Origin of the sequence: Kluyvera sp. CRP (genome assembly GCF_019930565.1) — a bacterium.
Classification (GTDB): domain Bacteria; phylum Pseudomonadota; class Gammaproteobacteria; order Enterobacterales; family Enterobacteriaceae; genus Kluyvera; species Kluyvera georgiana_A.
On sequence record NZ_CP082841.1, the window covers coordinates 1,159,733 to 1,186,715 of the forward strand.

Annotated in this window: 23 protein-coding genes and 1 pseudogene; 17 read left to right on the plus strand and 7 right to left on the minus strand. The window is 55.4% G+C overall.

Features of this window, described 5'->3' with window-relative positions:
- Positions 1-80 precede the first annotated feature (80 nt).
- Complete coding sequence (locus K7B04_RS05370; protein WP_163447654.1) at positions 81-1,697, plus strand: alpha-glucoside-specific PTS transporter subunit IIBC; 1,617 nt, start codon at positions 81-83, stop codon at positions 1,695-1,697.
- Positions 1,694-3,016: a 6-phospho-alpha-glucosidase gene (locus K7B04_RS05375; RefSeq protein ID WP_223803624.1), complete on the plus strand. Its 1,323-nt coding sequence runs from the start codon at positions 1,694-1,696 to the stop codon at positions 3,014-3,016. Before K7B04_RS05370 ends, K7B04_RS05375 begins: the two co-directional genes overlap by 4 nt.
- Here the strand turns inward: K7B04_RS05375 and K7B04_RS05380 are convergent.
- A complete protein-coding gene (locus K7B04_RS05380; RefSeq protein WP_223803625.1) occupies positions 3,013-3,906 on the minus strand; it encodes an AraC family transcriptional regulator in 894 nt (297 codons plus the stop codon). The genes K7B04_RS05375 and K7B04_RS05380 overlap by 4 nt on opposite strands.
- 172 nt (positions 3,907-4,078) lie before the next feature.
- Between K7B04_RS05380 and K7B04_RS05385 the strand changes: the two genes are divergently transcribed.
- From K7B04_RS05385 to K7B04_RS05425, 9 genes are all read left to right on the plus strand, one after another.
- Positions 4,079-5,794, plus strand: a complete 1,716-nt coding sequence (locus K7B04_RS05385; protein WP_223803626.1) for a solute:sodium symporter family transporter — start codon at positions 4,079-4,081, stop codon at positions 5,792-5,794.
- The gene (locus K7B04_RS05390) at positions 5,791-7,284 is read left to right on the plus strand and encodes a sulfatase-like hydrolase/transferase (RefSeq protein WP_223803627.1); all 1,494 of its coding nucleotides are present in this window, start codon (positions 5,791-5,793) and stop codon (positions 7,282-7,284) included. The genes K7B04_RS05385 and K7B04_RS05390 overlap by 4 nt, the downstream gene beginning before the upstream one ends.
- A 102-nt stretch (positions 7,285-7,386) precedes the next feature.
- Complete coding sequence (locus K7B04_RS05395; protein ID WP_065357362.1) at positions 7,387-7,734, plus strand: YidH family protein; 348 nt, start codon at positions 7,387-7,389, stop codon at positions 7,732-7,734.
- Positions 7,724-8,086, plus strand: coding sequence for a DUF202 domain-containing protein (locus tag K7B04_RS05400; protein WP_065357363.1), 363 nt, complete (start codon positions 7,724-7,726; stop codon positions 8,084-8,086). Before K7B04_RS05395 ends, K7B04_RS05400 begins: the two co-directional genes overlap by 11 nt.
- Positions 8,083-9,204, plus strand: coding sequence for an anaerobic sulfatase maturase (locus K7B04_RS05405; protein WP_223803628.1), 1,122 nt, complete (start codon positions 8,083-8,085; stop codon positions 9,202-9,204). The genes K7B04_RS05400 and K7B04_RS05405 overlap by 4 nt, the downstream gene beginning before the upstream one ends.
- 108 nt (positions 9,205-9,312) lie before the next feature.
- Complete coding sequence (locus K7B04_RS05410; RefSeq protein ID WP_223803629.1) at positions 9,313-10,125, plus strand: helix-turn-helix domain-containing protein; 813 nt, start codon at positions 9,313-9,315, stop codon at positions 10,123-10,125.
- Positions 10,126-10,370: 245 nt separating this feature from the next.
- On the plus strand, positions 10,371-10,685 hold the full coding sequence (locus tag K7B04_RS05415) for a PTS sugar transporter subunit IIB (RefSeq protein WP_163447674.1): 315 nt from the start codon (positions 10,371-10,373) through the stop codon (positions 10,683-10,685).
- An 11-nt stretch (positions 10,686-10,696) separates the two neighbouring features.
- Positions 10,697-12,085, plus strand: coding sequence for a glycoside hydrolase family 1 protein (locus tag K7B04_RS05420; RefSeq protein ID WP_223803630.1), 1,389 nt, complete (start codon positions 10,697-10,699; stop codon positions 12,083-12,085).
- A 1-nt stretch (position 12,086) separates the two neighbouring features.
- The gene (locus K7B04_RS05425) at positions 12,087-13,412 is read left to right on the plus strand and encodes a PTS transporter subunit EIIC (RefSeq protein WP_223803631.1); all 1,326 of its coding nucleotides are present in this window, start codon (positions 12,087-12,089) and stop codon (positions 13,410-13,412) included.
- Between the two features lie 45 nt (positions 13,413-13,457).
- On the opposite strand, the gene K7B04_RS05430 is transcribed toward K7B04_RS05425, so the two are convergent.
- From K7B04_RS05430 to dsdX, 4 genes are all read right to left on the minus strand, one after another.
- Complete coding sequence (locus K7B04_RS05430) at positions 13,458-14,753, minus strand: BNR repeat-containing protein (RefSeq protein ID WP_223803632.1); 1,296 nt, start codon at positions 14,751-14,753, stop codon at positions 13,458-13,460.
- The gene (locus tag K7B04_RS05435) at positions 14,753-16,024 is read right to left on the minus strand and encodes an MFS transporter (protein ID WP_223803633.1); all 1,272 of its coding nucleotides are present in this window, start codon (positions 16,022-16,024) and stop codon (positions 14,753-14,755) included. The genes K7B04_RS05430 and K7B04_RS05435 overlap by 1 nt, the downstream gene beginning before the upstream one ends.
- 201 nt (positions 16,025-16,225) lie before the next feature.
- Entirely contained in the window at positions 16,226-17,548 is a 1,323-nt protein-coding gene (gene dsdA / locus K7B04_RS05440) for a D-serine ammonia-lyase (protein WP_223803634.1), read from the minus strand.
- 17 nt (positions 17,549-17,565) lie between these two features.
- Positions 17,566-18,903 carry a D-serine transporter DsdX gene (gene dsdX, locus K7B04_RS05445; protein WP_167574704.1) on the minus strand — a complete coding sequence of 446 codons (1,338 nt, stop codon included), beginning with the start codon at positions 18,901-18,903 and terminating at the stop codon, positions 17,566-17,568.
- A 230-nt stretch (positions 18,904-19,133) separates the two neighbouring features.
- Between dsdX and dsdC the strand changes: the two genes are divergently transcribed.
- Positions 19,134-20,123 carry a DNA-binding transcriptional regulator DsdC gene (gene dsdC, locus K7B04_RS05450; protein WP_223804126.1) on the plus strand — a complete coding sequence of 330 codons (990 nt, stop codon included), beginning with the start codon at positions 19,134-19,136 and terminating at the stop codon, positions 20,121-20,123.
- A gap of 85 nt (positions 20,124-20,208) precedes the next feature.
- Here dsdC and emrD read toward each other — a convergent pair whose 3' ends face one another.
- Both emrD and K7B04_RS05460 read right to left on the minus strand, forming a co-directional pair.
- Positions 20,209-21,393, minus strand: coding sequence for a multidrug efflux MFS transporter EmrD (gene emrD / locus K7B04_RS05455; RefSeq protein ID WP_163447663.1), 1,185 nt, complete (start codon positions 21,391-21,393; stop codon positions 20,209-20,211).
- A 175-nt stretch (positions 21,394-21,568) separates the two neighbouring features.
- A pseudogene (locus tag K7B04_RS05460) lies at positions 21,569-22,430 on the minus strand (DMT family transporter).
- Positions 22,431-22,623: 193 nt separating this feature from the next.
- Between K7B04_RS05460 and ivbL the strand changes: the two are divergent.
- The 5 genes from ivbL (at position 22,624) to uhpB (ending at position 26,975) form a co-directional block, all read left to right on the plus strand.
- Positions 22,624-22,722: an ilvB operon leader peptide IvbL gene (ivbL, locus tag K7B04_RS05465; protein WP_072277096.1), complete on the plus strand. Its 99-nt coding sequence runs from the start codon at positions 22,624-22,626 to the stop codon at positions 22,720-22,722.
- Positions 22,723-22,826: 104 nt separating this feature from the next.
- Positions 22,827-24,515, plus strand: coding sequence for an acetolactate synthase large subunit (gene ilvB / locus K7B04_RS05470; RefSeq protein WP_223803635.1), 1,689 nt, complete (start codon positions 22,827-22,829; stop codon positions 24,513-24,515).
- 3 nt (positions 24,516-24,518) lie between these two features.
- Positions 24,519-24,809, plus strand: coding sequence for an acetolactate synthase small subunit (ilvN, locus tag K7B04_RS05475; RefSeq protein WP_065357373.1), 291 nt, complete (start codon positions 24,519-24,521; stop codon positions 24,807-24,809).
- Between the two features lie 73 nt (positions 24,810-24,882).
- Positions 24,883-25,476, plus strand: coding sequence for a transcriptional regulator UhpA (gene uhpA / locus K7B04_RS05480; protein ID WP_223803636.1), 594 nt, complete (start codon positions 24,883-24,885; stop codon positions 25,474-25,476).
- Positions 25,473-26,975 (plus strand): signal transduction histidine-protein kinase/phosphatase UhpB, encoded by a 1,503-nt coding sequence (uhpB, locus tag K7B04_RS05485; RefSeq protein ID WP_223803637.1) that lies wholly within the window; start codon positions 25,473-25,475, stop codon positions 26,973-26,975. The genes uhpA and uhpB overlap by 4 nt, the downstream gene beginning before the upstream one ends.
- Positions 26,976-26,983 lie beyond the last annotated feature (8 nt).

Below are 26,983 nucleotides of genomic sequence, written 5' to 3' on the forward strand. Positions count from 1 at the left end.
GAATTCTTATTCTCGTAGCAGGCCGAAGATGAACATAACAAGGCCACTTACCCTACGAGTTGTTAAATGAGGATTGCTCAATGCTCAGTCAAATACAACGCTTTGGCGGCGCCATGTTTACCCCGGTATTGCTGTTTCCTTTTGCCGGGATTGTGGTGGGTATCGCCATCATGTTACGCAACCCGATGTTTGTCGGTGAAGCGCTTACTGCTCCTGATAATTTATTTGCTCAAATTGTTCATATTATTGAAGAAGGTGGCTGGACGGTCTTTCGTAATATGCCCCTGATTTTTGCCGTCGGCCTGCCCATTGGCCTGGCAAAACAAGCGCAAGGTCGAGCTTGCCTGGCGGTGCTGGTGAGTTTCCTGACGTGGAACTACTTTATTAACGCCATGGGAATGACCTGGGGCCACTTCTTCGGCGTCGATTTCTCCCTTGATCCGACAGCGGGCAGCGGCCTGACCATGATTGCCGGCATCAAAACGCTCGATACCAGCATTATCGGTGCGATCGTGATTTCCGGTATCGTCACCGCGCTCCATAACCGCTATTTCGACAAACCTCTCCCGGTGTTTCTCGGCATCTTCCAGGGCTCGTCATTTGTGGTGATCGTCGCCTTCCTGGTGATGATTCCCTGCGCCTGGCTGACGTTGCTCGGCTGGCCAAAAGTTCAGATGGGGATTGAGTCGCTACAAGCCTTCTTGCGTAGCGCGGGCGCGCTGGGCGTTTGGGTGTACACCTTCCTTGAACGCATTCTTATCCCAACCGGGCTTCATCACTTTGTCTATGGGCCATTTATTTTTGGGCCCGCCGTTGTTGAAGGTGGTATCCAGGTCTACTGGGCGGAGCATCTGCAGGCCTTCAGCCAAAGCACTGAACCGCTGAAAGCGCTGTTCCCTGAAGGTGGATTCGCGCTGCACGGTAACTCCAAAGTGTTTGGTTCCGTGGGGATTGCGCTGGCCATGTACTTCACAACCGCGCCTGAAAACCGGATGAAAGTGGCGGGTCTGCTGATCCCGGCAACGCTGACGGCGGTACTGGTGGGCATCACTGAACCGCTGGAATTTACGTTCCTGTTTATCTCTCCTCTGCTGTTTGCCATTCACGCCGTTCTGGCCGCGACGATGGCGACGGTGATGTACATGTGCGGCGTGGTGGGGAATATGGGCGGCGGTCTGCTGGACCAATTCCTGCCGCAGAACTGGATCCCGATGTTCCATAACCATGCCTCGATGATGTTTATCCAGATAGGGATTGGGCTCTGCTTCACTGCGCTCTACTTCCTGGTCTTCCGGACGCTCATCCTGCGTTTCAACCTCAAAACACCGGGCCGCGAAGACAGCGAAATTAAGCTCTACAGCAAAGCCGACTATCAGGCCGCACGCGGTAAAACCAGCGCCGCCTCTGACGTTAAGTTGGGCCAGGCCGCCGGTTTCCTGCAGGCACTGGGCGGCGCAGCCAATATCGAAAGCATCAACAACTGTGCAACCCGACTGCGTATTGGGCTGAAGGACATGGCGAAAACGCAAACGGATGACGTCTTTAAAGCGCTGGGGGCACACGGTGTTGTGCGTCACGGCAACGCGATTCAGGTCATTGTTGGCCTGCACGTTCCCCAGGTGCGCGATCAGCTTGAAATGTTAATGAAAGCATCTTCTCCGACCGAACAATCCACTCTGACAGAGGCAGTATCATGAAAAAATTCTCAGTTGTTATCGCAGGCGGCGGCAGCACATTTACACCCGGTATCGTCCTGATGTTACTGGCGAATCAGGATCGTTTTCCACTCCGCTCAGTGAAGTTTTATGACAACGACGGCGCTCGCCAGGAAGTGATCGCCGAGGCGTGCAAAATTGTCCTCAAGGAACAGGCGCCGGATATCGAATTCAGCTACACCACAGACCCGGAAACGGCTTTTACCGATGTCGATTTTGTGATGGCGCATATCCGCGTGGGTAAATACCCAATGCGTGAAAAAGACGAAAAAATTCCGCTGCGCCACGGCGTGCTGGGCCAGGAAACCTGCGGTCCGGGCGGGATTGCCTACGGCATGCGTTCCATCGGCGGCGTGCTGGAGCTGGTGGATTATATGGAAAAATACTCGCCGAACGCCTGGATGCTGAACTACTCCAACCCGGCGGCGATTGTGGCGGAAGCGACGAACCGTCTGCGCCCGAACGCTAAAATCCTCAATATCTGCGATATGCCTATCGGTATTGAAGGACGAATGGCACAGATTGTCGGCCTTCAGGATCGTAAACAGATGCGCGTTCGCTACTATGGTCTGAATCACTTTGGCTGGTGGACATCGATTGAGGATTTAGAAGGCAATGATTTAATGCCTAAATTACGCGAACATGTCGCTAAATACGGCTATGTTCCGCCATCAAACGATCCACATACCGAAGCCAGCTGGAACGATACCTTTGCGAAGGCAAAAGATGTCCAGGCGCTGGATCCGGACACCATGCCGAACACCTACCTGAAATACTATCTGTTCCCGGACTATGTGGTTGCGCACTCCAACCCGGAACGTACCCGCGCGAATGAAGTGATGGATCACCGCGAGAAAAACGTGTTCAGCGCCTGCCGGGCGATTATCGACGCCGGCAACGCCTCCGCGGGCGATTTAGAGATTGACGAACATGCTTCTTACATCGTTGATCTGGCCACGGCCATCGCCTTCAACACCCAGGAGCGGATGCTGCTGATTGTCCCTAACAACGGTGCGATTCATAACTTTGACGCCGATGCGATGGTGGAAATCCCCTGTCTGGTGGGCCACAACGGTCCGGAGCCCCTGACGGTGGGCGATATTCCGCACTTCCAGAAAGGGATGATGAGCCAGCAGGTGATGGTGGAAAAACTGGTGGTGGATGCCTGGGAGCAGCGCTCATACCAGAAGTTGTGGCAGGCGATAACGCTGTCGAAAACCGTGCCGAGCGCCTCGGTGGCGAAGGCAATTCTGGATGATTTAATTGAGGCCAACAAAGACTATTGGCCAGAGTTGCGCTAATCAGGCGAGCCCGCAGTTTTTGGCTGCGGGCTGTCGATTTTCCGTATCGTCGAAGGCGCGTAACCAAACTTATGCTTAAACGCCTTGCTAAAATGAAATGAGTCAAAAAAGTTCAGCATTCCCGCGACCTTACCCACCGTATTCCCTTCTTGCTTAAGCAGTGACAGCGCCAGTTCAAGCTGCGCATCCAGATAATATTCCTTCGGCGTTTTGCCGGTATAGCGCACAAACAGACGGCGTAGCCAGGGTTCACTGCACTGCATCACGTTAGCCATATCGGCGACGCTCCAGCGCTTCTGTGGATTAGCATGCAGCAGGGCGATCAGCTTTTCCAGCTTGAGAAGTTGGCGGTCTTTCTTGCCATTTTCGGCAATGAGGCAAATCCATTGATAAATAATTTTGGTGAGGTAGGCGACGGCCAGATTGTTTTTTAATGGGTCGGGGCTGGTAATCAAAGTGGCAACTTCATTCATTTCTTTATTATAAACATCACCGTTATAAATTATTCCTGGTTGTAATATTGGAATGGGCATCAGAGTGGTAGGAATAAATTCCATCCAGTATTGTTCCCAGATAAGTCCGACGCAATGATAGGATTTTATCTCAATAGGTTTCAGAAAAATAATACAGTTTCCATTTAAAGTAATTTCTGTATCGTTTCTCAGATAAATCTTACCGCAGCCCTGTAAGGTATAGATAGCAACCCAGGAGTTGGCAATCAGCGGTTTTTTCTTATCCCGTGGCCAGCTCACACGGTAGCTTTCATCAGCCAACGTATGCCATAGCGAGAGCAGGGAAATTCCGCTTGAGATCACATTTTCATCCAGAACTAACGGAATATTATACGTAGTTTCGTTTTTTACATTCGAATTAAGTATTTTTCCATTCATTTTATTTTCTCTTCGGCGAATGATGCTCTCAACCTGAAATGATAAATCTAGCAAAATTTTTATTGCTCAGGGATACATTGCTTCGTGTTTTATGATTTTCATCGCCTTAACCCGATAACGCGCTATTCCTCTGAACCTATTAGCGCCGGGGTATAATCAAAAGGGCTGCAAGATGAATACTATACAAATAGTGAGTTTTATTGGATTTACCCTGCTGGTGGCGGTAATTACCTGGTGGAAAGTCCACAAAGTTGATACGGGATCGCAGCAGGGGTATTTTCTGGCTGGGCGCTCGCTTAAAGCGCCGGTTATCGCTGCATCGCTGATGCTGACTAACCTCTCCACCGAGCAGCTGGTTGGCCTGACCGGCCAGGCCTACAAGAGTGGAATGTCGGTAATGGGCTGGGAAGTGACCTCCGCCGTCACACTGATTTTTCTGGCGCTGATTTTCCTGCCGCGCTATTTACAGCGCGGCATTGCGACGATCCCCGATTTCCTGGAAGAACGCTACGACAAGACGACCCGTATCATCATCGATTTCTGTTTCCTGATTGCCACCGGAATCTGCTTTTTGCCGATCATCCTTTACTCCGGCGCACTGGCATTTGAAAGAATGTTCCACGTGACTGAAACATTTGGGATTTCAGAGGGTATGGCCATTTGGGCAATGGTGATTGTGCTGGGGATTTGCGGCATTCTGTACGCGGTGGTTGGCGGGATGCGCGCTATCGCGGTGGCCGATGTGATTAACGGTATTGGCCTGGTGATTGGCGGTCTGATGGTGCCTTATTTTGGCCTGCTTGCCATGGGGCACGGGAGCTTTGCGCAGGGCATTGCGCGACTCACCAGCGACCATAGTCATATGCTTAACTCAGTGGGCACCAACGCCGACCCGCTCCCCATCGGTGCTGCCTTCACCGGGCTAATCCTGGTAAATACCTTCTACTGGTGTACTAACCAGGGCATCGTTCAGCGGACGCTGGCCTCAAAAAGCCTCGCGGAAGGGCAAAAAGGCGCGCTGTTGACGGCGGTATTAAAAATGCTCGATCCGTTGATTCTGGTGCTGCCCGGCGTTATCGCTTTCCATCTTTTTCAGGATTTACCAAAGGCTGACATGGCCTACCCCGCGCTGGTTAATAAGGTGATGCCGCTACCGCTGATCGGCTTCTTTAGCGCGGTGCTATTCGGCGCGATTATCAGCGCATTTTGCGGCTTCCTTAACAGCGCCTCGACGCTCTTCAGCATGGGCATCTATCGTCGGGTCATCAACGAACAGGCTTCCCCCGAAAGTCTGGTGAAGGTTGGCCGCCGTTTTGGCCTTATTGTGGCGGTGATCTCAATGCTGGTCGCGCCGTGGATAGCCAACGCGCCGCAGGGGCTGTACAGCTGGATGAAGCAGCTGAACGGCATTTACAACGTGCCGCTGGTGACCATCATCATCATGGGCTTTTTCTTCCCTCGCATTCCGGCGATTGCCGCCAAAGTGGCAATGGGCCTGGGCATCGTCAGCTACATCACCATTAACTATCTGGTGCACTTCAATTTTCATTTCCTCTACGTGCTTGCATGCACCTTCTGCATCAACGTAGTGGTGATGCTGATTATCGGCGCCATCTGGCCGCGGGCAACGCCGTTTAAGTTCCAGGACGCGTTCGCCGTCGACATGACGCCCTATAAACACGTGAAGATTGCCTCCATTGGTATTCTTTTCGCGATGATCGGCGTCTACGCCGGGCTGGCGACGTTTGGCGGCTATAGCTCTCGTTGGCTGGCGATCATCAGCTATGGGATCGCCGCCGCTGTTGTGCTGTACCTGATTTATTGCCACCGACGGGAGCGTCTTTCCCTCCCGGTGTTTTGTTCTGCCGACGTTAAGGAAAAACCATGAGCCGTCCCAATTTCCTGTTCATTATGACCGATACACAGGCCACCAATATGGTGGGCTGCTATAGTGGCAAGCCATTGAATACCAATAATATTGATGCGCTGGCTGCGGAAGGTATTCGCTTTAATTCCGCATATACCTGTAGCCCTGTGTGCACGCCCGCCCGAGCTGGGCTGTTTACTGGCATTTACGCCAATCAGTCCGGGCCGTGGACTAATAACGTCGCGCCAGGAAAAAATATCTCCACCATGGGCCGCTATTTTAAGGACGCAGGCTACCGCACCTGCTATATCGGCAAATGGCATCTGGATGGTCATGACTATTTTGGCACCGGCGAATGTCCACCGGAGTGGGATGCGGACTACTGGTACGACGGCGCGAATTACCTTAGCGAGCTTAGCAAAGAACAGATTGGCCTGTGGCGTAATGGCTTGAATAGCGTGGAGGACTTACAGCAGCACGGTATTGATGAGACCTTCACCTGGGCGCATCGTATCAGCGAGCGCGCGGTGGATTATCTTGCGAAAGCCCCGCAATGTGATGAACCGTTTCTGATGGTCATCTCGTATGATGAGCCGCATCACCCGTTTACCTGCCCGGTAGAGTACCTGCAAAAGTATCAGGATTTTTACTACGATCTGGGTGACAAAGCGCAAGATAATTTAGCGGACAAGCCGCTGCACCAGCGGCTGTGGGCGGAGGCCATGCCGTCACCGGTTGGGCAAGATGGCCTCTACCATCATCCGATGTATTTCGCCTGCAACGACTTTGTTGACGATCAGATTGGTCGGGTAATCAATGCGCTGACGCCCGAGCAGCGGGACAACACTTGGGTTATCTACACCTCCGATCATGGCGAGATGATGGGCGCACATAGACTGATCAGCAAAGGCGCTGCGATGTACGACGACATCACACGAATTCCACTGATTATGCGTTCGCCCCACGGAGAGCGTGCGCAGGTGGATGCACCGGTTAGCCACATTGACCTACTACCGACGATGATGGCGTTGGCGGGTATTGAAAAACCGGAGATCTTGCCCGGCGATAGTGTGCTGGATGCCGTACTCGATCGCGGGGTGATGGTTGAATTTAACCGCTATGAGATTGAGCATGACAGCTTTGGCGGCTTCATCCCGGTGCGCTGTTGGGTAACGGACCACTACAAGCTAGTGCTCAACTTGTTTACCAGCGACGAGCTCTACGACCGGCACACTGATCCGCATGAGATGCATAACCTGATTAATGACCCGCAGCATGCGCAGGTACGCGATGTTTTGCACGATGCCCTGCTGGACTATATGGATAAAATTCGCGATCCGTTCCGAACCTACCAGTGGAGCCTGCGACCCTGGCGAGCGAATGCGCAGCCGCGGTGGATGGGCGCGTTTCGTCCGCGCCCGAAAGATGGTTATTCGCCGGTGGTTCGCGATTACGATACCGGCTTGCCAACACAGGGAGTGAAGGTGGAGGAGAAAAAGCAGAAATTTTGATTATGGCTGTATTATCAGCATATTGATGACAAACTCAGCGGCATAGTAGCACCAATTGCGTTAAGGTTATGCCGCTGACTATTGCGATCACAAGGAACCGTCATGAAAATTTCCCGCCTCGGAGAAGCGCCCGACTACCGCTTCTCGTTGGCTAACGAACGCACCTTTCTCGCCTGGATCCGCACCTCGCTGGGTTTTCTCGCCGCGGGCGTCGGGCTTGACCAGCTGGCGCCAGACTTCGCCACACCCGCCATTCGTGAGGCGCTGGCCCTGATGTTGTGCCTGTTTGCCGGCGGCCTGGCGATCTATGGTTATTTACGCTGGCTGCGCAATGAAAAGGCGATGCGCCTGAAGGAAGATTTGCCCTATACCCGCAGTTTGCTGGTGATCAGCATGATGCTGGTCTTTGTGGCGGCGGTCGTCATGCTGCTGGTGTTGTATGCCGGATAGCCGTAAAGCCCGTCGTCAGGCGGATCCGGGGCTACAGCCCGAACGCACCTCGCTGGCCTGGTTTCGCACGCTGTTGGGCTATGGCGCGCTGATGGCGCTGGCCCTGAAGCACAATTGGCATCAGGCCGGTATGCTGTTCTGGATTTCAATCGTCGTGCTGGCGATCGTCGCGCTTATCCTCTGGCAGTACACCCGTAACCGCAACATCATGGATGTCACACAGAACGATTTTGCGCAGCCGCGGGTGGTGCGTGACAAATTTTTGATCTCCCTCGCGGTGTTATCACTCGCAATATTGTTTGCTGTTACTCATATTCGCCAACTTATTATTTTTATCAGGGATTTTACATGACAGGATGTCAGGTAATGGCCAAACCGGCCAGCTCTCGCTGTAACCTCAACTGCCGCTACTGCTTCTACATTGAAAAACCGCAACAACCGATGATGGATGACGCCACGCTGGAGCGTTTTATCAGCCAGCACATCGCGGCGCAGCCGGGGCCGGAGGTGATCTTTGCCTGGCAGGGCGGGGAGCCCACGCTGTGCGGGCTGGCATTTTTCCAGCGCGCGCTGGCGCTGCAAAAGCAATATGCCAACGGTAAGCAGATCCACAATGCGTTCCAGACCAACGGTCTGCTGCTCAACGATGCATGGTGTCGTTTTTTTAGTGAAAACGGTTGGCTGGTTGGGATTTCGCTGGACGGTCCCGCCGATCTCCACGACGCCTTCCGCGTCAACCGCAGCGGTAAGCCCTCCCATCACAAAGTGGTGAAAGCCATTGATATGCTGGTGCAATATCGCGTTGAGTTTAACCTGCTGGTGGTAGTTAACAGCCTCAATAGCCAGCAACCACAGCGCCTGTACCGCTATCTGCGCGAGCTCGGCACGCCGTTCGTACAATTTATTCCGCTGGTGGAGTGCGATGAGTCCGGCAAATTCACTGCGGAATCGGTTAGCGCGGAGGAATGGGGCGTCTTTCTGACCGGTGTATTCGATCTCTGGGTACGTGAAGATATTGGTCGAGTGTATATCCAGTTGTTTGATTCGACGCTCGGTGTGTGGAGCGGTTATCCATCGCAAATGTGCGCGTTCAGCGAAACCTGCGGCCACGCTTTTGCGCTGGAGGCTAACGGCGATCTCTACCAGTGCGATCACTACGTTTCCCCCGAATACCTTCTGGGCAATATTCACCAGCAGACGCTACAAACTCTGAACGCCAGGCCGGAAGTAGACGACTTTGGCCAGCAAAAGCAGCGTGGGTTAACGGCGTCGTGCCGCCAGTGTTCAGTGCTGCGTTTTTGCCAGGGCGACTGCCCCAAACATCGTATATCTGACGGCAAAAGCGCGCTTTGCGCGGGCTATCGTCATTTCTTCACCCATAGCGCGCCGCATATGAAGGCCATGCGCGACTTGCTTAAACAGCGCCGCTCGCCGATGGAATTAATGGTGATGTTAAATCAGAGCCGATAAGCTTTCTCTGTTTGCCAACTGCCGTTACCGGGTGGCAAACAGGTCAAGGTACCTTTTGGTCATTCTGGTATCACTATCACTCTGAGTGAAAACCCGCCAGGAGTGTCTATGTCGCTTGTGCTACCCCGTGATACCCACTTTCGCCATCCGCAGGAGAGCGTGGTCTTTCATTTCTGGCATCCGGAGAAAAGCATCAGCCACGAGCATAGCCATGAATACTGCGAACTGTTTCTGGTGGGGAGCGGTAGCGGAATTCACGTCATCAATGAAAAACCCTACCTCCTGAGCAGCGGCACGCTGTGTTACCTGAATCGTCAGGACTATCACCTGTTCGAAGAGATGAAGGATTTGCAGCAGGTCAACCTGCTTTATCTGGGGCGCGACAGCTTCAACTTTATCAAGCATATCGATTATCTGTTGCCGCAGGAGGGGGAAAGCAACGTCTGGCAACTGGACATCGGCATTATGCAGCGCGTATTTGACCGTCTGGCCAGCCATAAGGCAGAGGAATTTAGCGACCCAATACTGGCTGAAAGCCACAAGGAGATGATTTTTCTCGAAGTGCTGCACACGCTAAACCTCTGGCGCTACAAAACGCAGGAGTTTCATTCCAGCGCAGACCGCATCAGCCAGGTGTTGATTCACCTGAACGGTCAATGGCAGCAACCGCTCGATCTGGACGCGTTGTGCCAGACGTTCAGTCTCTCCAGGCGCACCTTACAGCGCGGTTTTAGCGACTACACCGGTGTTTCACCACAACAGTATCTCGCCCGCCTGCGGCTGCTGCAATCACGCTATCAGCTGCGTTTTACCAGTGACTCGGTGAACGAGATTGCCGCGCGTTGTGGATTTGGCGACGTGAGCTACTTTTCTCGTGCCTTTCGTCGTCAGTTTGGTGTTTCGCCGAATCAATGCCGCTAGCTGACCAGAGTGGGAGGTAACGCATAAAAACGAATAAAAATAACACTGCAGAAAATAAAAGTAACATTCCTATCTTGCTGTTTATGAGCAGTAAATTATCTTTTCTCTCATTTCAAACAACAAAAGTACCAGCGATATAAATCGGTTTTGTGCCTGCCTTCACTTGCCGCCTCCTGGCCGACTACGCAGAATATATTTAGCCGCATTTTTGCGGAAAACCACGCATATAACGCCAGGGGAAAATGATGAAAAAGATCTTTTTATGCTGCGCTGCGGGCATGTCGACCAGTATGTTAGTAGAAAGAATGAAACAATCTGCCGCCAGTCGCGATATTGATGTGGACATTACCGCCGTCCCGGTTTCTGAATTCGATCAAATTATTGAGGATGCCGACGTTATTTTGTTAGGCCCGCAGGTGAAATTCCAGCTTCAGCGTTTATCTGCCGTCGCTGAGCCGCAAGGGGTACCGGTGGCTGCCATTGATATGATGCAATATGGCTCGATGCAGGGCGATAAAGTTCTGGATCATGCGCTGTCTTTATTAGCCAAAGCACAATAAGGACCGCGACTATGGAATATCGTTTTCCTGATAATTTCTGGTGGGGGACGGCGACCAGCGCGACCCAGTCTGAAGGCCGTATTTCCGGCGACGGCAAAGGCGATAATATCTGGGATTATGCTTCGCACCACTTTAACGAGCGTTTTTTTCAGGGCGTCACGACGGATGATACCTCGACGTTTTATCAGCATTATCGGGAAGACATTCAACGTGCCAAAGACATTGGCCTGAACTCATTTCGCACCTCTATTTCCTGGTCACGTCTGATTCCCGATGGCGACGGCGAGGTGAATCAGCAGGCGGTCGCGTTTTATAACGCGGTGATTGATGAATTACACGCGCAAGGCATTGAGCCTTTTATTAATCTCTATCACTTCGATATGCCAATGGCGCTGCAGGAAAAGGGCGGTTTTGAAAATCGTGAAGTGATTGACGCCTTTGCCCGTTATGCGCGTATTTGCTATCAACTCTTCGGCGATCGCGTGCGTTATTGGTTTACCTTCAATGAACCGTTAATTCCGGCGGAAGCCGGGTATTTACACCCTCGCCATTATCCTTATGTCACGGATTTTCGCCGCGCGGCCCAGGTGCTGCACCACATTGTATTGGCGCACTGCAAAGCGGTGGCGGCGTGGCGCGAGCTGGGCCTGGCCGGGCAGATTGGCATTATTATGGACGTTATCCCGGTCTACCCGCGCAGCGACTCACCGGAAGATTTGCAGGCCGCAGCGATGGCCGATCTCTTTTATACCCGCAGCATCAACGAGCCTGTTTTACTGGGGCGTTATCCGGAAGAGCTGGTGGCTATTTTGCGCGAACATGACCAACTGCCGGAATATTTAGCGGAAGATTGCGCATTGATTGCCAACACGCGTATCGATCTGCTGGGCATCAATTACTACCGTCCCCGCCGTGTAAAAGCACGTGAAACGCCGCTGGCAGAAACACACGGTTTTGTTCCGGAACGTTTCTTCGAAGAATACATTATGCCGGGACGCAGGATGAATACCTCGCGCGGTATTGAGATTTACCCTGCGGCACTTTATGACATCGCCATGGTGGTGAAAGAACGCTATGGCAATTTACCGTGGTTCGTCTCTGAAAATGGCATTGGTATTCAAGACGAAGAGCAATTTATGGTGAACGGGCAGGTACAGGACGATTACCGAATTGCATTCCTGAAAGAACATCTGGGATATCTCCATCAGGCGATGGCCGACGGCAGCAACTGCCTGGGTTACCACATGTGGACGTTTATTGACTGCTGGTCGTGGCAAAACGCCTATAAAAATCGCTATGGATTCTACCGTCTTGATTTAGCGACCCAGCAGCGGTCGCTCAAAAAATCCGGGCAGTGGTTCGCCACGGTGATTGCCAATAACGGTTTCCAGGAGGAATAACATGTCTTTCTTTGAACGGCTGGCTGAAAAAATGTTGCCGGTAGCCAATGCGATTGGCAACCAGCGCCACATGCAGGCGATTCGAAACGGCTTAATCTCTATTTTACCGCTGACGATTGTCGGGTCATTTTTCGTTATTCTGCTCAATATTCCGATTAAAGGATACATGGATTTTATTGCGCCATGGCGCGATATTCTTGACGTCCCTTTCCGCTTTACCGTCGGCCTGATGTCGTTGTACGCCGCGTTTACCATCGGTTCGTTTTTGGGGAAAAGCTATAAACTCAACGACGTGACCAGCGGACTGTTGGCGATGCTCGCTACGCTGCTGATGATTGTGCCGGTGAATATTAAAGAGGGTGTCACCGTAGCCGGTGAGGCGATATCCGGGCGCTATATTCCCGTGGCCTCGCTGAGCTCGCAGGGGCTATTTGGGGCGATCATTTCCTCACTGATTGCTATTGAAATCTATCGCTTTATTAAAGTCCGTAATATTGAAATTAAGATGCCGGCAGGCGTGCCGCCGGTGGTGGCCAGCTCCTTCTCGGCGCTGTTTCCGACGCTGGCGGTGGTGCTGATTTTCTGGGTACCGCGACACTTCCTGAATATCGATATTAACGCCATCATCAGCTACATCATCATGCCGCTGAAGGGCTTTATGACCGGTACTAACCTGTTTGGCGGTATCGTCACGCAGTTCTTTATTGACCTGTTCTGGGTGTTTGGTATTCACGGCCATGCGGTGATGGGGCCGCTGATTCGCCCACTGTGGGACCAGGCGATCGTGCAGAATATGGAGCTGTTCCAGGCTGGGACCAGCGCGTACGACCTGCCGAATATCTTCACCGAGCAGTTCTTCCAGTGGTATGCGCAGATGGGGGGTACCGGCTCCACGCTGGCGCTGGTGGTATTGTTTATTCGCTCGAAAGTTATCTATCTGAAATCACTGGGCAAGCTGTCGTTTATTCCCGGTCTGTTCAACATCAATGAGCCGATGATTTTCGGCGCGCCGATCGTCATGAACCCGATTCTGGCCGTGCCGTTCATTCTGGCGCCGATGGTCAACACGGTGGTGGTATATCTCTTCACCATCAGCGGGCTGATCCCTCGCATGATGGTCAAGCCGCCGTTTACCATTCCGGCCCCGCTGGGGGCGCTGATCACCACCAACTGGAACCTGATTGCCTGCGGGTTGGTGTTTATCTGTTTCTTTATTTCGCTAGCGATCTACTACCCGTTCTTCAAGGTGTATGAGAGGAAAATGCTGGAAACGCAGCAGGCTCAGCAGGAAGAAGAAGAGAAGGCTAAGCAGTTGGCGAACGCCTGATGCGAAAGAATACGCGCCAGCCACTGTCCCGGCTGGCGCGCTTTTTTAGAGCTGTACTTCTATCACTTCTAATTGCGTGGATCCGGTTTTCGCCTCGTGCGGCACGTCGCGGAAAATAGGCAGTGCTTCCCAGCGCAACCAATAGCGGTTTTGTGGGCTGTAATCGCTGTTCTGCGCGGCCACCAGTTGCACTTCTGCCTGTGGCGCAACGTTCTGCCGGGGTTGCCATTGTTCGGCTGGCAGCGGCGGCGTGAGCGGGCGAGTGGCCACAACGGTAAGCGTCCGGTCATCAATAATCCACATGCCGCTTCCGGACCACGTCGAGGTCCATTCCACTTCCATCTTCCCACCGCCAATCGCCCGCGGCGCGCTGAGAGTCACGTCGGGGGGGATAGATCCGCCGCCGTTGAAGTCCCAGCGAAAATCCCACTGACTTATCTGCGCTTTTTGCCAGCCGCCTTTACCATCCGGGCGCGCCAGATACGCTTGCGATAGCCCCCGATCATCATAACGATGGTAAATCAGCACCGGGCGGGCGTCGTTATCGAAACCCACCTCCTGCACCATGTTGATTAACCCGCCGCCGATCCCGGCGTCGTCGACAATTTCACCCTGGTGGCGGGCAATCGGTAGCGCGAGCGGCGTGCCGTCTGATTTCTCCCAGCGTTGCAGGTCACGGCTGCGCACGTAGGAGAGGTTATTGTTGGTTTCGCAGTGCGGCGTTTCGCGCCACATCCACACCATATGCCAGTAGCCGTCCGGCCCCAGCAGCGGCTGGCGGGCGTAGCCGTTGCGCTCCCCTTCACCGTTCAGCAGCGGCGTTTCTAACAGGCGTGACCACTTCTGGCGTTCGGTGTCAAAAATGTTGTACAGATCGTCGCCGTTGCCGCTACAGCCATCGCGGTAGCGGAACAGCAACCGCCCCTGCACGTCCTTAAAGAACACCGGGTAGGTGGCGCGTGTTTCCCGTTCGCCGGTCATCGCCGGAACACACTCCAGCGTGGTGACATCCAGCGGCTGGCGGCTGCGGAAATAAATTAACGGATCGACATGCATATTGCCGGAAAGATGCAGATATCCGGCGCTATCGACGGCCATCGTCAGGTAATTGTGGGAATCGAAATCCGTTATATGGGCGTAACGTTCGCGCTCAGGCAACCAGAAACCTTGCGGTTGAAATGTCTTCCAGGGGCCATTGGGCAGACGACGCTGGCCGACGGTGATGCGGTGAGCCGCGTCATACCAGGCGGCGAACTGGTGGTTTTCGTGGTTTATCAGGCAATAGAGTACGGTGAAATCTGCGCAGGCGTCTGCCACAGGCGCAACAACGATATCAGTCATCAGACAGTCTCCGGACGAGCAATAAAGGATTTTTTACGACGTAAGAAAAAGGCGGCCAGCACCAGTGCGCCAATCGGATGTAGCGTCGCACCGGCGTAAATCGGCATCGAGTAGCCAAAGTGGTCGATGATGGAACCGACAAAGCCATTAAAGATAATCGAGGTGACGCCGCCCAGCGCGCTCATCACGCCGATGGCGGTGGCAATCGCCACGCGCGGGGCCAGACCACCCATCATAATGGTTGCCATGCTGAGCCAGGCGGTACACATAAAATTGATCACCGTCATGATGGCGACAGCGGCCCAGGCATTGCTGATGGACGGCAGCAGGAACACCAGCGGCGCGAGGCAGGTTACCGACCAGATGATGGTTAAACGGGCGCGAGTGGCGTCCATACCGCGTGCGACGAGACGGTCTGAAGCCCAGCATACCGCCAGTACACCGAATACGGCAACCAGCGGCGGCAGCCACATCAGCTTGCCCACTTCCGCCAGCGTCAGGCCGATTTTCTCCTGCATAAATCCCACCTGCCAGTACTGGTAGAAGAACCAGAACGGGTCGGTCAGCAGGCGTGCAATCAGCAGCGCCCAGATAGGCTTTGAGGTCAGTACCATTTTGTAGCGTTCAACCAGCGGTACGCCAGCGGCAGTATCCTGCACCACATCTTCCGCCGCGGGCGGCGTTTTGCGGCTGGAGATAAACCACAGAATGCCCACCACCACGCCGGCCATTGCCGGAATAAAAAACGCCCAGCGCCAGCCGGTGGACAGCGTCACCCACGCCACGAATGGCGGGGCGATAATTAGCCCCAGCGACTGAATGATATTGGTTAACTGGAAGGCAAACGCCCGCTGCTCGGCGCGAAACCAGGTGAAAACCGCCAGCGTCAACGCGGGCACAATCCCGGATTCCGCCAGCCCCAGTAAAACGCGGCCTGTAATGAGACCGATCATCGAGTGGGAAAGGCCGGTAATCAGCGTGGCGAGCGACATCAATACCATCAGCGCGCACAGCACGTAACGGCTGCCGAAGCGGTCGACGATGCCGCCGACGAAGAAATACATGAAGGTGTAGGGGATCATAAAGCCGCTGATCAGCACCGAATAATCGCTGTTATCCAGCCCCAGTTCCTGCATCAGCGTGGTTTTGAGGATGGAAACAATTTGCCGATCGAGCGAAAAGAAAAACAGCACGCAGCCGAGAAGCAAAAGCAGCACCCAGATGAGCAGGGTGAAGCCGCCCCGGCCAACAGATTTATCAGCCTGTTGCATTGTGTTCTCCGGTTTATCGTAGAGGTACGAGGTAAACCGGAGTATATCGACGCCGTTTTAATGCCGGGGGAAGCAGGAGAATGGAGTGTGACGCGCGGCAATACGCGTTGACCTGCGATGCCACAATGGCGGGATAAGTGGCACAATTGTGATAAAGCAGCATCGCGCAATAACGGCGATGCTGATTGATGTCAGCGCGGCTTAGCGCCCTTTCGCCAGGTACTGCGCCATTTCGGCTTCCGGCACCATACCGCCACCGGTCGCCCATACCAGATGCGTGGCGTTATTGAGCTGCTCTGCGCTGAAGCTGTGCATCTGCTGGTAATCGGTGGAGGCGCAAACGTGCTGCGGACCAGCCATCCCGGCCAGCGCCGACGGCTCAAGACGAATCCCTTCTTCCTGCGCCAGCCAGCCCAGCATGTCGTACATCGTCTGATCGTCGAGGGTGTACAGACCGTCGAGCAGGCGTTCCATCGCCCGGCCAACAAAGCCGGACGCGCGGCCCACCGCCAGCCCATCCGCCGCCGTCAGGTTATCGATGCCGATGTCCTGCACGGAAATGGTATCGTGCAGCCCGGTATAAATCCCCAGCAGCATGCAGGGGGAATGGGTCGGTTCGGCAAAGAAGCAGTGCACGTTGTCGCCGAAAGCCAGCTTCAGGCCAAACGCCACGCCGCCGGGACCACCGCCGACGCCGCACGGCAGGTACACAAACAGCGGATGGTCGGCATCCACCACGCGCCCCTGCTGGGCAAACTGCGCCTTCAGGCGCTGACCCGCCACCGCGTAACCTAAAAACAGCGTGCGCGAGTTTTCATCATCGATAAAGAAGCAGTTCGGATCGGATTCTGCCGCCTTACGACCCTGCTCAACCGCCACGCCGTAATCTTCTTCATACTCCACGACCGTCACGCCGTGACTGCGCAGTTTGGCTTTTTTCCACGCGCGCGCGTCGGCAGACATATGCACCGTCACCTTAAAGCCGATACGGGCGCTCATAATGCCAATCGACATCCCGAGGTTGCCGGTAGAGCCTACCGCGATGCTGTACTGGCTGAAAAACTGTTTAAATTCAGGTGAAAGCAGAATGCTGTAATCGTCCTGTGTGGTCAGCAGACCGGCTTCCAGCGCCAGTTTTTCCGCGTGGGTCAGCACTTCATAAATACCGCCACGCGCTTTAATTGATCCGGAAATCGGCAGATGGCTGTCCTTCTTCAGCAGGATTTCTCCGCGGATAGGCTGCCCGTACTCTTTTTCCAGCCGTTTTTGCATCGCCGGGATTGCGGCCAGCTCGGATTCGATAATGCCGCCGGTGGCTGCGGTTTCCGGGAATGCCTGCGCCAGATACGGCGCGAAGCGCGTCAGACGAGCATGGGCATCCTGAACATCGTGCTCGGTCAGGCCAACGTACGGTAAACCTTCCGCAAGAGAGGTGGTGCCAGGGTTAAACCAGGTCGTCTCCTTGAGAGCGACCAGGTCTTCCACTAAAGGATACCGGGCGATAAGTGTTTGAATGTTTTCCATAGTCAGTCTCTTTTGCGCTAGATAATAAAGGAAAGCAGGAATGTGCAAACCAATGCAATCACGGACGCGATAAATGTCGCGGTCGTATAGTATTTGAATGTCTCATTCAGGGTGGCGCCGCAGTACTGCTTCACCAGCCAGAAGAGGGAATCGGTCACGATCGTGCAGCCAATAGCGCCGGAACCGATGGCAATGGCGATGATCTCCGGGCTAACGTTAGGGTAGAGCGGCAGCATCGGTGCCACGATTGCCGTCGCGCCCATCATCGCCACCGTGGCGGAGCCCACCGCGGCATGCAGGATTAACGCCACAAGCCAGGCCAGCAGAATCGGGTGCATATGCATGTTCGAGAGGAGCAGTGCGAGGGTGTCCGCCAGCCCGCTGCTCTTGAGGATAGCGTTGAACGCGCCGCCTGCGCCGATAATCAGCAGAATGTTAGCAATGGAGCCAAAACCGTTTTCGGTGTGGGTCAGCAGCGCGCCCATGCCGATATGCTGACGCAGGCCGAGAATGTAATAGGCCACGAATACAGCAATAAACATCGCGGTGATCGGGTTACCAATAAATTCCAGTAGCGTATAGACTGTGCTGCCTTTCGCCATGTTCAGCTCTGCAACGGTTTTCACCAGCATCAGGGCAATCGGCAGCAGAACGGTAAACAGCGTGGCGCTTAGCGACGGCAGCGTACTTTCATCGCGCACTTTCAGGTCGGAAAACTCAGCCGGTACCGGCTTAAACGGCAGACGGTTGCCGAGAAATTTCAGGTACAGCGGCCCGCCGATCAGTGAGGCCATCAATCCTACCAGTAAACCGTAGACAATCACGGTGCCAAGATCCGCCCCCAACTTGTTGGCCACGAACAGCGCTGCCGGATGCGGCGGCACGACGCAGTGTACCGCCATCAGCGCCGTACACAGCGGAATCGCCAGCTTCAGCAGTGAGGTATTGGTCTTTTTGGCAATTGAAAAAGCTAGCGGAATCAATAGCACCACGCCCACTTCCACAAACAGCGTGATCCCGCAAATCAGCCCGACCAGTACCATAATGACGTCAGCGGAAAGCCAACGGCAGCGCTGCAGCGTCAGGCCGATGCGTTCGGCCGCGCCGGACACTTCCATCATTTTGCCCAGAATGGTCCCAAGGCCGATAACCGCGGCGAGGAAGCCCAGCGTGCCGCCGATGCCGCTCTCAATGGCATTGACCATATCCAGCGGCCCCATACCCATCATCGTACCCACGAAGAAGCTGGCTAACAGCAGCGCCAGAAACGGGTGGAATTTAAACTTCACGATGGTCAAAACGATTAACACGATGCTTATCAGCAGCGTGCTCACAACCCAGATTTGAGAGTGCATAACTCACCTTGCCCTGTGATTAACCTGGGGTTATTGGACAAAAATAAGGCAGGGTCTGACAAACGATATAAATCCCCACTCACATGAGCCAGATTGAATCAAATGAGTGATTTATGTCTAATTACTCTGCATTTATGCGACATGATTCACTCTGTGTCACCTATATGCTGATTTTTAGCGCTGGTTTTTTTACACTCTGGCGAAGAGAAATCAGGATGAAAGAGGTGATTATGGATCCCCAGCGCGAGGTCAGAAACCGGCTGCTCAACGGCTGGCAGCTGTCGAAGCTGTATACCTTTGAAGTGGCGGCCCGACATCAGTCATTTGCGCTGGCGGCGGACGAGCTGTCATTAAGCCCCAGCGCCGTCAGCCATCGGATTAATCAGCTGGAAGAGGAGTTAGGCATTCAGCTGTTTGTCCGCTCGCACCGCAAAGTGGAACTCACCCACGAAGGCAAACGCGTGTTCTGGGCGCTGAAATCGTCGCTGGACACGCTTAACCAGGAAATTCTTGATATCAAGAATCAGGAACTGTCGGGGACGCTCACCGTCTACTCTCGGCCCTCTATCGCCCAGTGCTGGCTGGTTCCGGCGCTCGGCGACTTTACCCGCCGCTACCCGTCCATTTCACTGACCATCCTGACCGGTAACGACAACGTCAATTTACAGCGTGCCGGGGTCGATCTGGCGCTCTATTTTGATGATGCGCCGTCCGCGCAGCTCACGCACCATTTTCTGATGGACGAAGAGATTTTGCCGGTATGCAGCCCGGAATACGCCCGTCGCTATGACCTGATGGGATCACTGCTGAACTTGCCGCACTGTACGTTGCTGCACGACAGGCAGGCATGGAGTAACGATTCTGGAACGGATGAATGGCACAGCTGGGCGCAGCATTATGCGGCAAATTTGCCGACATCGTCGGGCATTGGTTTCGATCGTTCTGATTTAGCGGTGATTGCGGCGATGAACCACATCGGCGTGGCGATGGGGAGAAAGAGGCTGGTACAAAAACGTCTCGACAGCGGAGAGCTGGTCGCGCCTTTTGGCGATATGGCGCTGAAATGTCATCAGCATTACTACGTCACCACGCTGCCCGGCAGGCAGTGGCCGAAAATCGAGGCGTTTATTGGTTGGCTTCAGGAGCAGGTTAACCAGGCGGCAAACATAAAAAAGGGCACAGACGGTCCCCTCTCCCCTATGGGGAGAGGGTTAGGGTGAGGGGTAAATCTGCTGGTTTATTAACACGTTATTACCCTCACCCCGGCCCTCTCCCTGAAAGGGAGAGGGAGAAAACCGGTCCTAATTACACCGCCTGACCCTGATGCGCAAAGCGCGAAGCCAGCGGCAGCCAGCAGAGGAAAATCAGCAGCCCCATCAGCGTCATCAGCAGGCCGATGCTGCTCTGCCCGGTTTGCGGCATCATCGCCGACAGCCAGGCCAGCACGCCGGAGCCGATGTTTTGCAGCCCGCCCACCAGTGCCCCGGCGGTACCGGCGAGGAACGGGAACGGCTCCATCGCGCCGCTGGTCGCCAGCGGGAACAGCATGCCTGCGCCGAAGAAGAACAGCGCGGCGGGGACCAGTAGCGTCCAGATATTCATCACGCCGAACAGGCCTGGGATCCACATCATCAGCCCGGCTAACAGGCAACTCACCACCGACTGCCACATAAGGGTCGGGAAGCGTTTTTTGGGCCGCCCGGCGAACCATGCGCCAAAGAATGCCGCCGGAATCGGCAGAATAAACAGGATACTGACCGTCATGCTGCTGAGGCCCAGCACGCCGCCCATCAGCACGCCCGAGCTCGCTTCAAACACCGCAATTCCGGCCAGGCCGCCGATCAGCATGAGCAGGTAGCAGTTAAAGCCGCTGTTGCCGAACAGCGTTTTATAGTTGCTGATAAGCCGGGTTTTGGGCGCGCCACTCGGACGCGTCTCCGGCATCCAGCGCGCCATACTGAAGGTGACGCCCGCGCACAGCACCAGCAGAAAGCCGTAGCAGGCCCGCCAGTTAATCAGCGTTTCCAGCACGCCGCCAATCAGCGGCGCCAGCAGGGGGCTTACCAGAATCCCCATGTTTAACAGGCTGTTGGCGTGGCGTAGCTGGCTGCCTTCATACAGGTCACGCGGCAGCGTCCGCGCCATCACGCCGCCGACGCCAGTCCCCATTCCCTGTAAGGCGCTGGCGGCAATCAGCACCGTCAGGCTGTGGGTGGTGATGGCAACCAGCGTCGCCAGCATAAAAATCGACATTCCTGCGAGGATCACCGGACGACGTCCCACGCGGTCGGACAATGGGCCGTAAAACAGCTGGGAAACGCCGTAGGTCAGCAGGTACGCGGCCATCACGCTCTGCACTGCCCCTTCACGCACGTTGAGGTCGCTCGCCATCTGGGCGATAGCGGGAATATAAATGGTCTGCGCCATCTGGCCGACAGCCACCAGCAACACCAGCATCACCAGGATGTTGACGTTTCTATCTCTTTTCATTTCGCTGATTACTTTATGGAATTTAGGTTTGTAAGAATAAACATCCAGGCTATGCGCCAAATTGGAGAGGAATCTACCACACTGCGGTGGCGATTTAATCATGCGTCATGTAAATGAAATGTGTGACGCAGGCAGGATTTATACACGTCGATCGGCAACAATAGTTGCCAGTTTTTCAGGACAGCCGCAGCACGATCGCCCCCGCGGCAATGCCGCAGGCGGCAACCAGGCGAATGCCCGCCACCCGTTCTTTCAGCAACAGCCAGGCGATCAGCGCGCCAAACAAAATCGAGGTTTCGCGCAGCGCGGCGACCACCGCCAGCGGCGCCTGAGTCATGGCCCACAGCGCCAGCCCGTAAGAACCCATGGTGCCCATTCCGCCGAGGATGCCCTTTTTCCAGTTATGCGCCAGATATCTCGACGCCTCGCGACGGCGGGCAAGCATCGCCCAGCAGAGCAGAGTTGAACCATTCAGGAAAAAGGACCATAGCGTATAGCCAAGCGCCGTGTCGGAGAGGCGGACGCCGGTGCCGTCAATCAGCGTATACCCGGCAATAATCCAGGCGTTCAGCAGTGCTAACACCACGCCTCGCTGCGAACCCCCACGACTGTTGAACGCCATCCCCAGAATCGCTGTACAGATAACCGCGATTCCGCACCACGCCAGCGCGGAAAGATGATCGCCCAGAAACAGTACGCTGATAATGGCGACCAGCAGCGGCGCGGTGCCGCGCATCAGTGGGTAAGTCTGGCTCATATCGGAAATTTGATAGGTTTTCGCCACCAGTACGGTGTAGATCACCTGTAAAATCGTCGAGGCAATCATAAAAGGCACGCTGGCCGCCGATGGCGCAGGCGCGAAGGGAATGAATACCAATGCGATTAATGCGGCGGAACCGGTGACGCCGATCGCCGAATAGAGTTTATCGTTTCCCGCCTTAACGATAGCGTTCCAGCTCGCGTGCAGCAGCGCGGCAAACAGCAAAATGCAAAAAACAGAAAGTGTCATGATCATGCGTGGTTGAGGGGGAATTCACCAAAACGTAACACAACCCACCGGCGGAAAACAGGGCCAGAAATAGGGGATAATCGGGACAGTTCAGAGGATTTCCCTCCGCGCGGAAATGTGATCTTTGCTGCATTTTTACGCAGATGAAAATATTTCCATTGTCAGTCTGAAAAAGCTGTGTTTGTATAAATTCACTTAACGAATAATGAGACAGACCCTGAATGACTCCATCCATGATGACTTCGACCCTACTAAAAACCGCGCTACCAGCCGCGGTGGTCGTCGTGCGTGTGGTGGTGGTCGTCGGCAATGCGCCGTAGGGTCAGGAACACACACGATTCCAAACCCCGCCGGCGCAAACCGGGCGGGGTTTTTAGTTTCTAGCCCCTCCCGGATGGTCGGCCCAGAATAAAAGGACTGGAGCATGGCAAGTTCGGGCACAACATCACAACCGACCCGGTTTACGGGCGCGCAGTTAATCGTTCATTTACTGGAGCGTCAGGGCATCACTATGGTGACCGGCATCCCCGGCGGCACGGTGCTTCCGCTGTACGACGCGTTAAGCCAGAGCACGCAAATCCGTCATATTCTGGCGCGACACGAGCAGGGCGCGGGCTTTATCGCCCAGGGCATGGCGCGCACCCAAGGTAAGCCGGCGGTGTGCATGGCCTGTAGCGGCCCCGGCGCCACCAACCTGGTCACCGCTATTGCCGACGCGCGCCTCGACTCCATTCCCTTGGTGTGTATCACCGGCCAGGTGGCCTCCTCGTTAATCGGTACCGACGCGTTCCAGGAAGTCGACACCTACGGTATCTCTATCCCCATCACTAAACACAACTACTTAGTCCGCAACATCAATGAATTACCGCAGGTTATTGCTGATGCCTTCCGGATTGCGCAGTCGGGTCGCCCAGGTCCGGTGTGGATAGACATTCCTAAGGATGTGCAGACCGCGGAAATCGACATCAGCGAACTGCCGGAACCGGGCGGTCGCGCTGCCACGCCAGACTTTAGCGCCGGGAGCGTCAGCGAAGCGGCGGCGATGATTAACGCTGCGCAGCGTCCAGTGCTGTATCTCGGCGGCGGGGTGATTAACGCGCCGCAACGCGTACGCGAACTGGCCGAGAAAGCCAACCTGCCAACCACCATGACGCTGATGGCGCTGGGCATGCTGCCGAAAGCGCACCCGCTGTCGTTAGGCATGCTGGGCATGCATGGCGCGCGCAGTACCAACTTTATTCTGCAACAATCTGATTTGCTGGTAGTTTTAGGTGCACGTTTTGATGACCGGGCGACCGGTAAAGTGGCGGAATTCTGTCCGAACGCGAAAATTATTCACGTGGATATCGACCGCGCCGAGCTGGGCAAAATCAAGCAGGCGCATGTGGCGATTCAGGCGGATGTGGATGACGTTCTGGCGCAGCTGCTGCCGCAGATTGACGCGCAGCCGCGTACCGAGTGGCGCGGTAAAGTCGCCGAGCTGCAACAAGAGTTCCCGGGGGCGATTCCGCAAGCCGGTGACCCGCTCAGCCATTACGGCCTGATCAACGCTGTTGCCGCCTGTGTAGACGATAACGCGATCATCACCACCGACGTGGGCCAGCATCAGATGTGGGCAGCGCAGGCTTACCCGCTGAACCGTCCACGCCAGTGGCTGACCTCCGGCGGCCTCGGCACCATGGGCTTCGGCCTGCCGGCGGCCATCGGCGCGGCGCTGGTGAATCCGGACAAGAAAGTGCTGTGTTTCTCCGGTGACGGCAGCCTGATGATGAACATCCAGGAGATGGCGACGGCGGCAGAAAATCAGCTGGACGTGAAGATTATCCTGATGAACAACCAGGCGCTGGGGCTGGTGCATCAACAGCAGAGCCTGTTCTACAAGCAGGGCGTATTTGCCGCCACCTATCCGGGCATGATTAACTTTATGCAAATTGCCGCCGGTTTCGGCCTTGAAACCTGCGATTTAAACAACGAAACGGATCCGCAAGCGGCGCTGCAGGCGATCATCAACCGTCCTGGACCGGCGCTGATCCACGTGCGTATCGATGCGGAAGAAAAAGTATATCCGATGGTTCCGCCGGGTGCGGCGAATAGCGAAATGGTGGGGGAATAAGCCATGCAAAAACAGACTCATGATAACGTTATTCTGGAGCTTACCGTGCGCAACCATCCGGGCGTCATGACTCACGTCTGCGGGCTATTTGCCCGTCGTGCGTTTAACGTGGAGGGCATTCTCTGTCTGCCGATCCACGGCAGCGACCATAGCCGAATCTGGCTATTGGTGAATGACGACCAGCGCCTTGAGCAGATGATGAGCCAGATCGACAAGCTGGAAGATGTGGTGAAAGTGGCCCGCAACCAGTCAGATCCCTCGATGTTTAATAAAATCTCCGTCTTCTTCGAGTAGTTCGCTCAAGACTTGAACAGCCACGCGCTTATCGTTAAGGTAAGCGCGTTTTTTTATCCGCCAGGACAAACCCATGATCACCATCGCCCTTATCGACGACCACACTATCGTCCGCTCCGGCTTTGCCCAGCTGCTCGGTCTGGAACCGGATTTGCAGGTCATTGCGGAGTTTGGTTCCGGGCGCGAGGCGTTGGCCGGCTTACCGGGGCGAGGCGTGCAGGTGTGCATTTGCGATATTTCGATGCCCGATATCTCGGGCCTTGAGCTGCTGAGCCAGTTGCCAAAAGGGATGGCGATCATCATGCTCTCCGTCCACGACAGCCCGGCGCTGGTCGAGCAGGCGCTGAATGCCGGGGCGCGCGGCTTTCTCTCCAAGCGCTGTAGCCCGGATGAACTGATTGCCGCCGTACATACCGTGGCGACAGGCGGTTGCTACTTAACGCCGGATATTGCCGTCAAGCTGGCGGCCGGTCGTCAGGATCCGTTGACCAAGCGTGAGCGTCAGGTGGCGGAAAAACTGGCGCAGGGCATGGCGGTCAAAGAGATCGCCGCCGAGCTGGGGTTGTCACCGAAGACGGTGCACGTTCATCGCGCTAACCTGATGGAAAAGCTGGACGTCAGCAACGACGTTGAGCTGGCGCGCCGCATGTTTGACGGCTGGCAATGAACGCACTTTTCTCCCGGTTGATTACCGTTGTCGCCTGTTTCTTTATCTTTTCCGCCGCGTGGTTTTGCCTGTGGAGTATCAGCCTGCACCTGGTTGAGCGCCCGGAGCTGGCGGTGCTGCTGTTTCCGTTCGGCCTTCGTCTGGGATTAATGCTGCAATGCCCGCGCAGCTACTGGCCGGTGCTGCTGGGCGCGGAGTGGCTGCTGATGTACTGGCTGGCGCAGGAAGTGGCGTTGGCGCATCTGCCGGTTTTGATGATCGGCAGTTTTCTCACGTTGCTGCCGGTCACGCTGATTTCCCGCTATCGTCATCAACGCGACTGGCGCACATTGCTTTTGCAGGGGGCGGCGCTGACGGCTGCGGCGCTACTGCAATCGCTGCCCTGGCTGGGGCAAGGCGAAGCGGCCTGGAATGCGCTGCTGCTGACGCTCACCGGCGGCCTGACGTTAGCGCCGATCTGTCTGGTGTTCTGGCACTATCTCACCAGCACCACCTGGCTGCCGCTCGGCCCGGCGCTGGTGTCGCAGCCGGTGAACTGGCGTGGACGACATCTGGTCTGGTATCTGCTGCTGTTCACCGTCAGTCTGTGGCTACAGCTCGGTTTACCCGCCGAGCTGTCGCGCTTTACCCCGTTCTGTCTTGCCTTACCGATTATCGCGCTCGCCTGGCACTACGGCTGGCAGGGAGCGCTGATTGCGACGTTGATGAACGCTATCGCGCTGATTGCCAGCCAGACCTGGCACGATCACCCGGTCGATTTACTGCTCTCGCTGCTGGCGCAAAGCCTGACCGGGCTGCTGCTCGGTGCCGGCATTCAGCGGCTACGTGAGCTTAACCAGTCGCTGCAAAACGAACTGGCGCGCAACCACCGGCTGGCGGAACGTCTGCTGGAAACCGAAGAGAGCGTGCGCCGCGACGTCGCGCGCGAACTGCACGATGATATCGGCCAGACCATCACCGCCATTCGCACGCAGGCGGGTATTGTTCAGCGACTGGCTCCCGACAACGTCGGGGTGAAGCAGAGTGGGGCGCACATTGAACAGCTTTCGCTGGGCGTATACGATGCCGTGCGCCGCCTGCTGGGTCGCCTGCGCCCGCGCCAGCTGGACGATCTCACGCTGGAACAGGCTATTCGTTCGCTGATGCGTGAAATGGAGCTGGAAAGCCGCGGTATCGTCAGCCACCTTGACTGGCGAATCGATGAGTCATTGTTGAGCGAAAGCCAGCGCGTGACGCTGTTTCGCGTCTGTCAGGAAGGGCTCAACAACATTGTTAAGCACGCCAACGCCAGCGCGGTGACGCTCCAGGGTTGGCAACAGGATGAACGGCTGATGCTGGTCATTGAGGACGACGGCAGCGGCTTGCCGCCGGGTTCGAATCAGCAAGGTTTTGGCCTCACCGGTATGCGCGAGCGCGTGACGGCGCTCGGTGGTTCACTCACGATTTCCTGCATGCACGGCACGCGCGTTAGCGTGTCGCTGCCCCAGCGCTACGCCTGAGGAACGGC

Bases quoted from the DNA above. Each gene is read 5' to 3' on its own strand.
- K7B04_RS05370 (WP_163447654.1), top strand. From the start codon at position 81: ATGCTCAGTCAAATACAACGCTTTGGCGGCGCCATGTTTACCCCGGTA.
- K7B04_RS05375 (WP_223803624.1), top strand. From the start codon at position 1,694: ATGAAAAAATTCTCAGTTGTTATCGCAGGCGGCGGCAGCACATTTACA.
- K7B04_RS05380 (WP_223803625.1), bottom strand. From the start codon at position 3,906: ATGAATGGAAAAATACTTAATTCGAATGTAAAAAACGAAACTACGTAT.
- K7B04_RS05385 (WP_223803626.1), top strand. From the start codon at position 4,079: ATGAATACTATACAAATAGTGAGTTTTATTGGATTTACCCTGCTGGTG.
- K7B04_RS05390 (WP_223803627.1), top strand. From the start codon at position 5,791: ATGAGCCGTCCCAATTTCCTGTTCATTATGACCGATACACAGGCCACC.
- K7B04_RS05395 (WP_065357362.1), top strand. From the start codon at position 7,387: ATGAAAATTTCCCGCCTCGGAGAAGCGCCCGACTACCGCTTCTCGTTG.
- K7B04_RS05400 (WP_065357363.1), top strand. From the start codon at position 7,724: ATGCCGGATAGCCGTAAAGCCCGTCGTCAGGCGGATCCGGGGCTACAG.
- K7B04_RS05405 (WP_223803628.1), top strand. From the start codon at position 8,083: ATGACAGGATGTCAGGTAATGGCCAAACCGGCCAGCTCTCGCTGTAAC.
- K7B04_RS05410 (WP_223803629.1), top strand. From the start codon at position 9,313: ATGTCGCTTGTGCTACCCCGTGATACCCACTTTCGCCATCCGCAGGAG.
- K7B04_RS05415 (WP_163447674.1), top strand. From the start codon at position 10,371: ATGAAAAAGATCTTTTTATGCTGCGCTGCGGGCATGTCGACCAGTATG.
- K7B04_RS05420 (WP_223803630.1), top strand. From the start codon at position 10,697: ATGGAATATCGTTTTCCTGATAATTTCTGGTGGGGGACGGCGACCAGC.
- K7B04_RS05425 (WP_223803631.1), top strand. From the start codon at position 12,087: ATGTCTTTCTTTGAACGGCTGGCTGAAAAAATGTTGCCGGTAGCCAAT.
- K7B04_RS05430 (WP_223803632.1), bottom strand. From the start codon at position 14,753: ATGACTGATATCGTTGTTGCGCCTGTGGCAGACGCCTGCGCAGATTTC.
- K7B04_RS05435 (WP_223803633.1), bottom strand. From the start codon at position 16,024: ATGCAACAGGCTGATAAATCTGTTGGCCGGGGCGGCTTCACCCTGCTC.
- dsdA (WP_223803634.1), bottom strand. From the start codon at position 17,548: ATGGAAAACATTCAAACACTTATCGCCCGGTATCCTTTAGTGGAAGAC.
- dsdX (WP_167574704.1), bottom strand. From the start codon at position 18,903: ATGCACTCTCAAATCTGGGTTGTGAGCACGCTGCTGATAAGCATCGTG.
- dsdC (WP_223804126.1), top strand. From the start codon at position 19,134: ATGGATCCCCAGCGCGAGGTCAGAAACCGGCTGCTCAACGGCTGGCAG.
- emrD (WP_163447663.1), bottom strand. From the start codon at position 21,393: ATGAAAAGAGATAGAAACGTCAACATCCTGGTGATGCTGGTGTTGCTG.
- ivbL (WP_072277096.1), top strand. From the start codon at position 22,624: ATGACTCCATCCATGATGACTTCGACCCTACTAAAAACCGCGCTACCA.
- ilvB (WP_223803635.1), top strand. From the start codon at position 22,827: ATGGCAAGTTCGGGCACAACATCACAACCGACCCGGTTTACGGGCGCG.
- ilvN (WP_065357373.1), top strand. From the start codon at position 24,519: ATGCAAAAACAGACTCATGATAACGTTATTCTGGAGCTTACCGTGCGC.
- uhpA (WP_223803636.1), top strand. From the start codon at position 24,883: ATGATCACCATCGCCCTTATCGACGACCACACTATCGTCCGCTCCGGC.
- uhpB (WP_223803637.1), top strand. From the start codon at position 25,473: ATGAACGCACTTTTCTCCCGGTTGATTACCGTTGTCGCCTGTTTCTTT.